We start from the raw sequence: 12,617 nt of genomic DNA, 5'->3' as shown, positions 1-12,617 counted from the left end.
AAAAAGAATAATAAATGATGAAGCAGGTTAGGAGTTTATCCGGCCCTGCTTCTTTTTTTGTATATGAACTTCGTTAAAGCGAAACCTCATCAGGCCATTTTAATTGGCACTGCAACTTTTGACATGACCAGAATCAGTCGGTATGAGCAACGGCGCGAATCTCAATCAGTTGATGAGGGAAGGCCAGACCCGATGTCCCAACCATCGTAACAGCCGGACGATGCGCACCAATGTAGTCTTTATACACGGCAACACATGGCTCAAGATGCTCCTGCGGGTGAACCAAAAGTATCTCCAGTTCAGCAATGTTCGACTTGGTCACGTTAAATCCTGCGAGCACGCGATCCAAGTTATCCAGTGTCTGGCGAACCTGTGCTTCAATATCATCGACACCAATAAACGTCCCCTGCATATCATGCGAAAATTGTCCTGCAATGTAGATCGTACCGTTAACACTGTATCCCTGAGCAACGCTGAATGCCTCTTCCCACGGGACACCGTGGCTATATATTTGAGCTGTAGACATATATTTCTCTCCTTTGGGAATTCAAGATAACGTTAGTATAAACGGAGAAGAACGACTTGGGCAGTACGCACTTTCATGACAGTGACTATTCATTAGAATAGTGTGACTACGGTGTTTTTGAGCCTAACGACTCATTCCAGAGAATCTTTATATCAGGATATTTAATTTAGGTATAACTAACTTAAGTCCTATATCCTTCCACTAGAATCTGGGTAATAATTATAGTAGGCAAGCGATTAATGGAATCTCATAACGTAACGATAGGGGGTAACCTGTATGGCATCTGTGATTCTGCTGGTGAAACAGACGGAGGACGATGAGAAGGTTATTTATCGCTTCGGACCGAATGAGCGAAAGATGGGGCTCATTGAGATGAATAAGATCAAGGAAAGTGTGAGGGAACTGGAACCTGTCCAGGTGGATGGGGTAAGCCCGAGTTTTTTCTTTAACCGAGCTGCGCAGCGACTGGTACGATGTTTATTCAGGGAAGGCGGCAAGTTCCCGGAACGAACGACGTTTGAAACATAGTTTCAGCACCGCGAAAATAAGTCCACAACCCTGCTCATGGGTCATGGACTTATTTTTCGTTTCAGAACGTTTTGGCATAAGAGATCAGTGCCGTAATGGTGATGATATTAAGCAACGTTGAGATTAGCACCGTCTGGGCTGCAAAATCTGGTTCGTTATCGTATTCTTCTGCGAGAATGGATGCATTGACACCGGTAGGCATACCCGAAGCGATAATGAGTGCCTGTGCAGCGATACCTTCCAACCCAAGCATAAGCACGATCGAAATCCCGATAGCCGGGCCAATCAGAAGACGCAAAAATGTGCTAATATACACATCAAGACGGTACAGTTGAATTGGATATTTTACAATCTGTGCTCCGAGTGTCAACAGTGCCACAGCGACCATACTTTGCTGTGCATAGGTCAGTGGCATGGACAGGAACGTAGGCAAGGGAACCTTCCACATGTGGAACAGAATTCCCAGCAAGAGCGCATACGGAACGGGCATTTTAAGAAATCCAATAATCACCGCACGGTAATTACCTTTGAGTTTCGCGCCCTGAATGGATAACACGCCATAGGTGAATGTCAGTAATGCCTGTAAAGACATAACCAGCGCTTGAATGGATGAGGCGAGTGGATCGCCGCGGAATACCAGTGCATTAATGGGCAGTCCATAGTTGCCTGCGTTATCCAGCATAATACTGTTGTTGAAGGCAGCCTTCATGCCTTTATTCATCCGAAGCGAGCGCGCAAATACAGAACCTACAATATAGAGAATCAATACATATATCGCGTAAAAGAGTGTCACGGTCCCAAGCAGTTCGCCCGACATATCCGAGTGGTACATGCTCATAAAGACGGCTGCGGGGGTAATACAATAGAAATTGATTTTGGCGAGTGTGTACAAGTCCAGCTTGAACACCTTTTGCATCCAGGACCCGACGGCGATCAAGAGAAAGACGGGTAGGACGACTTCAAGCATGATGTCTGCAATCATTAGTTCAGCTTCCTTTTTCATGAAAATTTCAATCCGATTTCGAAAATACTTTGCTTATTATATCATTTTATACACACACGAAAGATGTAATTAGCTAAAAAAGATAAGGGGGCTTCCCATCATGATTCCAGATCATCTGGATGTTGGTTTATCGATATTGTTTATTGGTTTCAATCCGAGCATTACGTCTGGAGAGACGGGTCATCATTATGCTTACAAAGGAAACCGGTTCTGGCGCATCCTTGAACGGTCGGGATTAACCCCGCGTTTATATGATGCACAGGAGGATGGAGAGTTGCTGAAGCTGGGATATGGATTCACAAATATTGTGGCCCGTCCCACCAGAGGTATGGAGGATATTACGAAGGAAGAGTACGCAGAAGGACGACAGATTTTACGGCAAAAGTTGGAGAAATACCGACCGGACATCGCTTGTTTTGTCGGAAAAGGTGTATACACCCAGTACAGCAAGCGCGCCAAAGTGCAATGGGGATTCCAGGACGACCCGGTCGTCAAGGAGATTCAGGAGTTCGTCGCTCCGTCGTCCAGTGGACTCGTGCGCATGTCGATGGATGAGATTGTGGCGATCTATTCCCAGCTTGCTGATTTTGTTGTGGAGAAGAACAGGGAAGATTAAGAGGCAAGTAAGGCAGGAGAGAAAGATAGCAAGATAGCAAGATAGCAAGAATATACTGCCACGGAATGTGTGATTCGGGTCGCCATAAAGTTCACCGCCAAACCTGTAAAGAATGTGCAGAGGCACTCACAATATATTGGTACGCAGAGTTCACCCAATTCGGCTTTGCCGATAAGGGCGAATTCTTTTTTTTGGATAAAGTGAGAGGTTTCGGGAACGGCTTCCGTCTATATAGTACAGAACCATGCATGGAAGCTGTAGAGAAGGGGGATTACATGACTCAACAGATACCGGAGGAGGAGCTTATTCAGTGCATTGTTGCAGGGGATAAGCAGTTGTTCTCCGTGCTTGTGGATCGATATAAAAATAAAGTCTACGGCATCATGCGCGGAATGGGCGCGAGTCATCCGGATGCACAGGATCTTGCTCAGGATACGTTCATTCGTATCTATCGTTATCTCCCGTCGCGGCGGGAGGGAAGCAGTTTCTCGTCGTGGGTGTACACCATTGCGGTGAATCGGATGCGGGATTTTATACGGGAAAAGAAACCTGTCATGTCTCCGGTTGATCAGGGGATCGAACTTGTCAGTAATGAAACACCGGAAAAACGTGTGCTGCATAAAGAGATGCAGCGTGAAATATACCGCCAGCTCGAACAATTACCTGAATCGTATCGCCTGGTGTTATTACTAAAGTACACAAACGAGTTGAGCTATGAAGAGATTGCAGACATTACAGGCATGAGTTCAACCAAAGTGCGCAACACCCTTTATCGCGGGAAAAAAACGCTGAGGAAGCAAATGGAACGCAAAGGAGGTTTAGCTACGTATGAAGCCTATTTCAAAGGATGAAGATCGGTTGTGGGAGGAGCACCTGTATCATGAGGAGCCGGATGCGGATTTTACGCTTAAGCTCATGCAGAAGCTGGATGGCGTGTCCATGGAAAGTGGAGAAGACGAGCATCCATTCGTGAAAAAAATCCATGAGAACGCATTGGATGCGCCGGACTGGAATGGCAGCAGCGGCTGTTGTGATCTTTGCCGGAGGGGCCTGGTTTGCTTTTGACCGAACAGCAGAGCCAGCACAACCCGCGGTAAATGCTGTGGATCAGCGGCTACCCGACATACCTGTACCAGAAGAATTAAAATATTCCTATTTTGCAGAGGACTACAAGCGTCTCAAGCCTCTTGGACTTGTGGTTAATCCGGATATCAATATCAATGACCAGGGCTACACGCTTAAAATTGAAGATGTGCTTGTAGACCGTTCTCAGATTGTAATGACCATGCAACAAACAACACCTGATGGATTAGGGGGATCACGGTTACTGTCTGAGATGGGGAGAATTCATGTTACGGATGAAAAGGGGCGACAGGTTGCCACTCTTGCAAGGGATACAAGAACAAAGGGCTCCCTATCTGAACGATTGGTATTCCAGTTGCATGATGAAATTCCGGATCAGGTGATCGTGCGGGGTGAACTACGTAATTTGAATGTGGGCAGCTATTATGATAACGAGAAGAAATCCTACGAAGATAGAGAAGTTACGGTGGATTGGAGCTTCCAATTCAAAATCGATATGACCAAAGCTAAATCATTGGCTGTCGAAAATTCTATGGATAACACATATACGACGCCAGAAGGGCTAAAGCTCGATATGACCCAGCTTGTACGTACGCCAAACGGAACCCGACTTGACCTGAATGTGAGTCTGGATTATGAGCTTCGTGCCAAAGTTGATGAGGATTGGGCAAATGATATGGACATTATGTATCATATCGAAATCCCTGAAACAAATGAGTATCGAATATTCAATGGGAACAGACCGAATACACGTGAAGCCAAGTTCCGTCTTCGTGATTTGAGCGAACTGAATCAGAACGGTGGTCAGTTGAAGCTGTCTGAGACATGGGACCCTGCTTTGGTAACGGTAGATGCGAAGAACATTCGCTTTGTTCTGGATGGATATACCATTCCAGTTAGGGAAGAGAAATCCGTGGAAGTGGACCTGGATAAGATGCGTAAGGATGCTGAATTCTACACCTACGTACTACAATTTGAACAATTTGGAGATGAAGTTCTATTCTCTGATTTCAATTATCAACTAGTACAGCAATCACTTAAGCTGCCCGAAGGAATTGAAGGAAACTCATCTCTTGTCTTGGAAGGAATAGGGACTTTCCAAAATGCTTTTAATGGAGATCAATGGGTGGCTATAGATCGTGAAGGAAAGGATTATCCCGTTGAAGTGATGGGAACCCCGGATCAGCCTAATAAAAACGAAGAATACATCGTAGGTGATCTGAGGTTGATTATCCATGGCTTTAAAAAAGAAAATGGAACGAAATTCACTTTGAAACGAACCGCAGTTAACCGAGAATTTCGTGATGTAAATTGGGAGGTGGATCTTCCATCATACACGAGCCTGCCTTGGAAGAAATAGTAAGACAAAAGGAGTCTCCCAGCCAAGATGAAAAATGATTGAAACAGATGAAAGGCCCCACAATGTCATAATGTGGGGCCTTTTTGAAATGCACAAAATGAAATCATTGGTCCCTAGGAGGGGCATGCCAAATTATGCCGATTCCCTTGGAATTAACGTAGTCGATAACATAACCGTCTCTTTCGGGGTCCCGGGGCGTTCAATTCGGCGTTGTAAAGCTTCAACGGCACGCTGTCCAAGTTCCTCTTTGCACAGGTTAACCGTGGTCAGAGGCGGGGAAGACGTAACGGCAGAATGTACATTGTCGATACCGATGACAAGGCAATCTTTAGGTGTAGAGATACCGATCTCCTGTAATTTGTGCATCCATTGCAAAGCAATATCATCATTAACACCAATCCAGGCATCGGGACGTTTGTCATCTGGCATGTTTTGAATGGTGGTAGCCAACTGGTTAACCCATTCCCCGTTCTCATACGGAATATTCCATTCTCTGAAGCTGGTCGTATGACTGGTGTCCACATGGAAATGGTTCAAAGCCAACTCAATCCCGATCTTCCGCTGCGCAAAGCTGGCAGCACGACCATCATCTGTGATGAGGCCGATCCGTCGGCAATTCATAGACATTAGATATCTAGCCACGGTGATGCCAGCTTCCAGATTATCATGGCTGATCGTATCACAATTCAGCAGGGGCTCCTGATGATCTACCAGAATAATAGGCCGACCCGTCTGAGAGAGTCGTTGCAGAACCGTATGCGGGAAAGCCCCCATGACAATAATCCCGGCACAACGTTCCCAATCCAAATGAGGAGCAATAGCTTTTTCGGGAGAGGTGTTCTCGTCCGTCACTCCGAGTGAGGGAGATACAATGGCATGATGCCAACCACGCTCATTACAGGCGGAGATCATGCCTGACAGAACACGCTGCCAATAGTGAGGTTCACCGCGGTTGAGCTGATTCATGCATATGAGAGCAAACGGTGGATCGGACGGATCTGCATGGTTTGCAGTAGCAGGACTATTGCTAGCACCAGGAGTGCTTTGGCGATATCCTAAAGCGCGAGCGAGTTCCAGTACCCGTGCGCGTGTCGCTTCACTGACACCCGTCTTGCCACTGAGTGCGCGGGAGACGGCATATTTGGATAATCCGAGCTGGTCAGCCAGCGTCTGAATGGATACTTTGCGTGACATATCATTACTCCTTCGTATGTGAGCAGTTTGCATAAATCCAATGAGCCAATCGATTAAATGAATGCAATTTGCAGATGTAAATAGTGAATTGAATTTTCAATGAGATGACCTTTATGAATTGACGATCATCTTCTGACACAGTACACTTACAAATAATAATGTTATTATAATTTATCATAACAAAAATAACAATATAATTAGAGTGTTAGCTCCAATCTATATATGTTCAACTAAATATTTACACGATAACGGAGAGGGCAGAAATAACCTGAAGAAGCGAAGCGTGCGCCTTTATCACCGGATTTCCCCTTGAGAAAGGGGATCGAAAAAATCTGGGGATAACAGCGATCGGAAGGTTATTCTGCAATCGGAGTGCTGGTGTAAAAAATATTAGCTGAACTTAAATAAACCAATTCAAAGGAGATAACATCCATGGAACAGTTCAGATTACCGAAAATCCCTATGCCGCATCTGGAATTGCCGCAAGCTGTGCAGGATATTCTGACTGAGGCGGACGAGCGTTTGCAACATCGACCGAGATTACTGGCGCAGTTTCGAAATTGTTTTCCGAATACACTGGAAACGACCACGAAGCTACTGGAGGATGGGACAACCTTTGTGATTACAGGGGATATTCCCGCCATGTGGTTAAGGGATTCCGTAGAGCAGGTCATGCATTATGTTCCGCTTGCCAAGGGTGACGAGAAGTTGCAACGTATCATTGGAGGGCTGATCAAACGGCATACGTTCTACGCTGATCAGGATATCTATGCCAATGCGTTCAATGAAACAGCGAATGGATGGCATTGGGATGCCAATGATGAGACGGAGATGTCACCTTGGGTGTGGGAACGGAAGTTTGAGCTGGATTCCCTTTGTTTCTCCATGAAGCTGGCTTATACATATTGGCGGGAAACTGAACTCACGGATATATTTGACGAGCGCTTCAAGAAAGTGATGGAGAATATCGTAAACCTATGGGAGACAGAACAGCATCATACAGAGCGTTCATCTTACCGGTTCATGCGGCGCAATTGTCCTGCCCATGATACGCTGCGTAATGAAGGATTGGGTATGCCGGTGAATTATACGGGGATGATCTGGTCCGGATTTCGTCCGAGTGATGATGCCTGTGATTTTCATTATAATATTCCGGCGAACATGTTCGCTGCGGTAACCTTGCGCCAGATGGGGGAGATCGCGAAGTGGGTGTTCCGGGATGAGCAGCTGGTGAGTCAAATGGCTCGTTTGGAAGAAGAAATACGACATGGCATTTCCCTGTACGGTACTTACCGTCATCCGGAGTATGGACAGATATATGCCTATGAGACGGACGGTTACGGCAACTTTTGTCTAATGGATGATGCGGGCACACCTGGACTGATGTCTATACCGTATATGGAGTATGCTTCGATTGAAGACAGGGTATATCAAAACACTCGTCGATTTATTTTGAGCAAAGAAAACCCGTTCTACTATGAAGGGAAGGTAGCCAAAGGTATAGGTAGCCCCCACACCCCTCCAGGATACATCTGGCACATGGCGCTATCCATGCAGGGTCTGACCGCAGACAATGACGAGGAGATGCTGGCGATGATTGAATTACTGGAGAACACAGATGCGGGTACTGGGTATATGCATGAGGGTTTCCACGCCGATGATCCAAACACGTTCACCAGACCATGGTTTGCCTGGTCCAACAGCCTGTTCTCGCAGTTGGTGTACAAGGCAATGAAAAAAGGAATTCTATAAAATGATGAAAGTCCAAAAAAACTGCCTGCAAAGTGTCCGTTCCGGTTACGAATCGTTCTTTTGATCGCTGTTATCCCCGGATTTCCTGATCGACTTTTGTAAAGTCGAAATCCGGTGATAAAGGCGAACGCTTTGCTTCTTCAGAATCGATTTCGTTCCCTGCACTACTTTTACTATCGAGCGCCATTGTTTTTGTACGACATCATTTTTAGAATAGGAGAGTAGGTAAAAAAACAAGAAAGCCCAAACTGCTGAAATTTGCAGTTTGGGCTTTGTTTAATTGAAGTACACAGGCGCTTTGCTATGTGTTTTTCAGTAGATCGGCGATGAACACTTTCTGGCCTGTGCGTGCGCTTTCCAAGGAAGCGAGGACCATGGCCATGCTGAACTGGTTATCGCTGCAATCGGTCTCAGGCAGTCGGCCGGATTCCAGTGCAGCGAACATGTCTTCGAGACAGCCGTGATGTCCTGTTTTGTCCATGACAGGCAGTTCCGCTTCAATCCGCTCACTTGGCTGGAAAAAGGAGGGTTTGCCGTCAGCATCCAGGCTTTGCGCAGTAACTACTTCAGCATAGATGTCATCATGACCATCCCAGATGGCGGTTCCTTTTTCACCGATTACGCGCCAGCTTGCTTCCCATGATGTGGGTACACCTTCTGCGCACCAGGATCCGCGATAGTTGAATACGGAACCGTCAGACATCTCAAATATACATAACGCCATCGCATTGCCCTGATACCAGGAACCTGGAGGATTGAACTCATGGCAGTATACCGATATCGGGTTGGCTCCGAGAATATACCGTGCCTGATCAAACGTATGTATTGCCATATCGAGCAGTAGCGGACTATCCATCAGGTCCCGGAATCCGCCGAAGTGTGGCCCGAGGAAGAAGTCAGCCCCGGCATAACCAACCTGTCCTATAGCTCCGCCGGAAATGAGGTGCTGGTAGGCGCGAATCCGCGGATCGAAACGGCGATTCTGCATGACGGCTTGAATGTGTCCTGTACTGCGAGCGGTTTGCACAATATCTGTGCAGTCGGAGAAGGACTCTGCCAGTGGTTTTTCGCCAAATACATGGCATCCTTCCTTCAAGGCTGTCATGGCAATGCCGTAATGACTCGCCGGAATCGTGACATCAAATACGATATTTGCACCAGTCGTTTGAATGGCTTCACGGATATCGGTGAACGTAGGGCAGGTGAGGCCATGTCTTGTAGCAAAAGCAAGGGCTGTCTGTTCATACAGATCGACCAGTCCCACGATTTCTGTATCCGGCCTTTGCAAGGCATAATCCGCCCACGTGTTTGCCATGGCACCGCAGCCAGCGATAATTACCCGATAAGGATGAGTCATGTTCTCATCTCCTTCGCATGGATTGTGTTATACAGCTCGCATGGTTTCCTATACCGGATTTGGCACAAAATCGCCGCCGCGGCATTGTTTCAAATATCGCAATGCGTGCACCTGTCCGGTCATTTCGAGTTCGTCTTTGTAGACGGGATCATGCCAGCCTTCAATATCAATCGTACCCTGATAACCGTTCTGACGCAGAATGGTGATAATGTCTGCCCAGTTGTTATCCCCGAAGCCGGGTGTGCGGTGCCAAACAAATTCACGTGGGCCATGCACGCCATATTCCTTGACAATATCCCAGGCAATAGTGGCATCTTTGCCATGTACGTGGAAGACTTTATGAGCCCATTTGCGTAGCTGTGGAATAGGATCAATCAGGCTGGACATTTGATGGCAAGGCTCCCACTCCAGGCCTACATTTTCATCCGGAACAGCATCAAACATCATCTCCCAGGCCGTCGGATTATGGGCAATGTTCCAGTCGCCTGTCTGCCAGGTTCCACCCATATCACAGTTTTCAAAAGCAATGCGTACACCCCTGTCTGCTGCCCGGCGTGCCAGTTCACCAAATACTTCCTTGAACCGGGGGATGGACTCGTTAATGGGTTGATCGGTCAGACGTCCGGTGAACCCGGAGACGATATCTGCACCGAAGAGCTGTGCGTGATCGATCACCCGCTCCCAGCTTGCCAGTGTATCGGCGTTGTCTCCGGCTCCTGTGAGCGGGTTACCAAATACACTCACCGCGGAGATGACAATACCTTGTTCGTCCACGATTTCACGGACACGTTTGGCTGTCTCTGCCAGGTCCAGATCACCAGTCGTTTGCCAGAAGGTCAGGTTAAATGATTCGAAGCCGTGTTGCATGATCTGCGGGATAACGCGGACGGCGTCCTGCCCGCCTACAAGGGTACCGATGCGTAATGATTTATTCATGGTTGTATTTCACTCCAATATTGGCTTATAGTACTTCGTGACACACTCATTATAGCCGTGGATTAACGGGATGGCTCTAAACAATCTTGTGTAATAATAGTCGGATCTTGTGAAGAGGGGGAAGAAGTCGTGCTGGATCTGAAAGCGCTTCACGAAAATACCCGAATTGACCATAAATCACATCCATTTCAGCTGTTCCAAAATCGGTGTTCAGATATGAAAGCTGAAGAATGCATTCTGTATTTGCATTGGCATGAACATTTTGAACTGATTATTATGCGCAAGGGCAGTGCGCTGTTTCATATTGATAGCAAACCTTATGTGGTTCGAGCAGGTGAGGTCATCATCATTCCTGGAGGTACATTGCATGTTGGATATGCTCTGGATGACGGGGATGTGCATTATGATTCCGTTGTAGTGAACCGTGCACTGTTCCATGATTTCACTCATGATCCTGTGCATGAGCAATATGTCGCGCCGTATTTGGAAGGAAGAGTGAGATTTCCGGTCAAACCGGCAGAGGAAAACACAGCCTGCACAGGCTATTATTCTTTATTGAATGAAGCTGTGGAGGAAATGGCGTTACAGCCCCCGGCTTATCAGCTCGTGGTGAAATCCAAGCTGCACGCCTTGTTCACCCTGCTTGCGCGAACCTTTATGCCGCAGCAGCTACCGGATAAAACGGTCGGATCGTATTTTCCCAACCGCGAACGTTTCAAACAGTTGATCGCACAGATTGAAGCGGACCCCACAGGTAAGATGTCTGTTACGGAAGCGGCAAGTCATGTGGGATTGAATGCGTATCACTTCTGCAAAATGTTCAAAAAGCTGACCGGACGTACCTTTGTGGAATACGTGAACGGGTGCAGGATGAGTGAGGCAGAGCAACTGCTGCAAGGCAGTAGTCTGACCATTACGGAGATCGCCGCCAGAGTCGGCTGCGACAACGCCAACTATTTTACGAAATTATACAAACAATACAAGGGCATGACCCCCTCGCAGGGACGTGGAAGAAAAGAAGGTTGAGCACGACCAGTTTACCAGTAGTCTCGAATAAAATGTCTATAAAGATGGTTGAGACCCTGAGTAACTCGCAGTCGCAATGTGAGCAGAAGTAGAAGTAGAAGCAGAAGCAGAGCACACAGCAGTGGTTACCGTAACCATAATCATACGCATACGCATACGCACATATACAAAGAATAACCCGGATAAAGGCCAATTCAAGGCGTTCATCCGGGTGGTTTTGATTCAATAATAACAAGACAATCATCTATGTGTACAACGTGCTCATTTCATAAATCTGGAGAACAGACGATTGGCTTTCTTGGTGAGGTCGTCCATTTTGACGTTGGCATGATCGAACTGATTGTATCCCCATTTGATCGTTTGCAGCATGCGTGGGGATATGGGCGTTCCTTTGATCCGTGGATAGATGTTGTGATAAGCCCAAACCAGATGCTCCCAGCGATTGTCATTGCCGTCCTGAATATACTCGGATACGTCAATCACTTTCCCGCGTCCGTTCTGAAGAATTACATTTTTCAGATGAATGTCGCGAGGGTTCAGCCCACGGCTGCGAACGGCTTCTCGCGCTGCGTCCACATCGAGCATGACCTGCTCGGGGACGGGGATTCCTTTTTCCAAACATTCCAGCAAGGTATCCCCGGGTTCAAAACTGATCACAAGCACATTCCGGCCGCTGCCATAATAGGTAGGGAAGTATGTCAGGCCTTTGAGCTGCTCGTATACCTGTTTTTCATTTTCGAGTTTGTCCAAGGCATGATCCGAGTACATCTTGAAGGCATACTGCGGCAAGCCGTCATACGTAAATACAGCCGCATCCGTACCTGTGCCAATGCAATTCAATCCTTCTACATCGCCGATGATGTTCACGAGCTCATTCCGGTCGCTTCCGATGACTTGGATATGTTGTAATGCTTCTTCCGCCTGGAACCAATCCGGTCGATTCATGGGTGGTGCCCCCTTTTAGGATATGCCTGTACTTTTTTTTCATATAATCATTTTCTAGCGAACCGAGTAAGTCTTATTTCACGTAAACTAGCAGATCTGAAAATGTAACGAATCAGAGACACGTTATTGGCTCATAGCTTGCAGTATACACGTTCTACAACCAAAATAAGACTAATTAGCGTGTCTGGAGTTCGTTAGATTCCGTAAAACCACGTGATCCACATGATAAGGTGTGTGAGATTCGTTAGCGCCGGGCCCGCACTGGCCCCGGGCTAGACCCGTATTAGCATC

The 12,617-nt window shown here is 47.0% G+C and carries 13 protein-coding genes; 7 read left to right on the top strand and 6 right to left on the bottom strand.

Features of this window, described 5'->3' with window-relative positions:
- Positions 1-133: 133 nt before the first annotated feature.
- A complete protein-coding gene (locus QF041_RS14760) occupies positions 134-526 on the bottom strand; it encodes a RidA family protein (RefSeq protein ID WP_307414710.1) in 393 nt (130 codons plus the stop codon).
- Positions 527-802: 276 nt separating this feature from the next.
- Here QF041_RS14760 and QF041_RS14755 point away from each other — a divergent pair, with 276 nt between their 5' ends.
- Positions 803-1,054: an RNA-binding protein gene (locus QF041_RS14755; protein WP_091015650.1), complete on the top strand. Its 252-nt coding sequence runs from the start codon at positions 803-805 to the stop codon at positions 1,052-1,054.
- A 61-nt stretch (positions 1,055-1,115) separates the two neighbouring features.
- Here the strand turns inward: QF041_RS14755 and QF041_RS14750 are convergent, their stop codons facing one another.
- Positions 1,116-2,036 (bottom strand): AEC family transporter, encoded by a 921-nt coding sequence (locus QF041_RS14750; RefSeq protein ID WP_307416971.1) that lies wholly within the window; start codon positions 2,034-2,036, stop codon positions 1,116-1,118.
- 121 nt (positions 2,037-2,157) lie between these two features.
- Between QF041_RS14750 and QF041_RS14745 the strand changes: the two genes are divergently transcribed.
- From QF041_RS14745 to QF041_RS14730, 4 genes are all read left to right on the top strand, one after another.
- Positions 2,158-2,673 carry a mismatch-specific DNA-glycosylase gene (locus QF041_RS14745; RefSeq protein WP_307414709.1) on the top strand — a complete coding sequence of 172 codons (516 nt, stop codon included), beginning with the start codon at positions 2,158-2,160 and terminating at the stop codon, positions 2,671-2,673.
- Positions 2,674-2,948: 275 nt separating this feature from the next.
- Positions 2,949-3,524: an RNA polymerase sigma factor gene (locus tag QF041_RS14740; protein ID WP_307414708.1), complete on the top strand. Its 576-nt coding sequence runs from the start codon at positions 2,949-2,951 to the stop codon at positions 3,522-3,524.
- Positions 3,502-3,738, top strand: coding sequence for a hypothetical protein (locus QF041_RS14735; RefSeq protein WP_307414707.1), 237 nt, complete (start codon positions 3,502-3,504; stop codon positions 3,736-3,738). Before QF041_RS14740 ends, QF041_RS14735 begins: the two co-directional genes overlap by 23 nt.
- Positions 3,671-5,116, top strand: coding sequence for a hypothetical protein (locus QF041_RS14730; protein WP_307414706.1), 1,446 nt, complete (start codon positions 3,671-3,673; stop codon positions 5,114-5,116). Before QF041_RS14735 ends, QF041_RS14730 begins: the two co-directional genes overlap by 68 nt.
- Positions 5,117-5,248: 132 nt before the next feature.
- On the opposite strand, the gene QF041_RS14725 is transcribed toward QF041_RS14730, so the two are convergent.
- Positions 5,249-6,310 carry a LacI family DNA-binding transcriptional regulator gene (locus tag QF041_RS14725; protein WP_307414705.1) on the bottom strand — a complete coding sequence of 354 codons (1,062 nt, stop codon included), beginning with the start codon at positions 6,308-6,310 and terminating at the stop codon, positions 5,249-5,251.
- Between the two features lie 432 nt (positions 6,311-6,742).
- Here QF041_RS14725 and QF041_RS14720 point away from each other — a divergent pair, with 432 nt between their 5' ends.
- Positions 6,743-8,062, top strand: coding sequence for a glycoside hydrolase family 125 protein (locus tag QF041_RS14720; protein ID WP_307414704.1), 1,320 nt, complete (start codon positions 6,743-6,745; stop codon positions 8,060-8,062).
- Between the two features lie 301 nt (positions 8,063-8,363).
- Here QF041_RS14720 and QF041_RS14715 read toward each other — a convergent pair whose 3' ends face one another.
- Both QF041_RS14715 and QF041_RS14710 read right to left on the bottom strand, forming a co-directional pair.
- Positions 8,364-9,419: a Gfo/Idh/MocA family protein gene (locus QF041_RS14715; RefSeq protein ID WP_307414703.1), complete on the bottom strand. Its 1,056-nt coding sequence runs from the start codon at positions 9,417-9,419 to the stop codon at positions 8,364-8,366.
- Between the two features lie 48 nt (positions 9,420-9,467).
- The gene (locus QF041_RS14710) at positions 9,468-10,355 is read right to left on the bottom strand and encodes a sugar phosphate isomerase/epimerase family protein (protein WP_076214488.1); all 888 of its coding nucleotides are present in this window, start codon (positions 10,353-10,355) and stop codon (positions 9,468-9,470) included.
- Positions 10,356-10,484: 129 nt separating this feature from the next.
- Between QF041_RS14710 and QF041_RS14705 the strand changes: the two genes are divergently transcribed.
- Positions 10,485-11,381: a helix-turn-helix transcriptional regulator gene (locus QF041_RS14705; protein WP_307414702.1), complete on the top strand. Its 897-nt coding sequence runs from the start codon at positions 10,485-10,487 to the stop codon at positions 11,379-11,381.
- A gap of 261 nt (positions 11,382-11,642) precedes the next feature.
- On the opposite strand, the gene QF041_RS14700 is transcribed toward QF041_RS14705, so the two are convergent.
- Positions 11,643-12,326: a serine/threonine protein kinase gene (locus QF041_RS14700; RefSeq protein WP_307414701.1), complete on the bottom strand. Its 684-nt coding sequence runs from the start codon at positions 12,324-12,326 to the stop codon at positions 11,643-11,645.
- Between the last annotated feature and the right edge of the window lie 291 nt (positions 12,327-12,617).

The sequence above is a fragment of the Paenibacillus sp. W2I17 genome, assembly GCF_030815985.1.
Lineage (GTDB): Bacteria > Bacillota > Bacilli > Paenibacillales > Paenibacillaceae > Paenibacillus.
The sequence above is the reverse complement of the archived record's forward strand: the minus strand, read 5'-3'. Positions and strand labels throughout refer to the sequence as shown.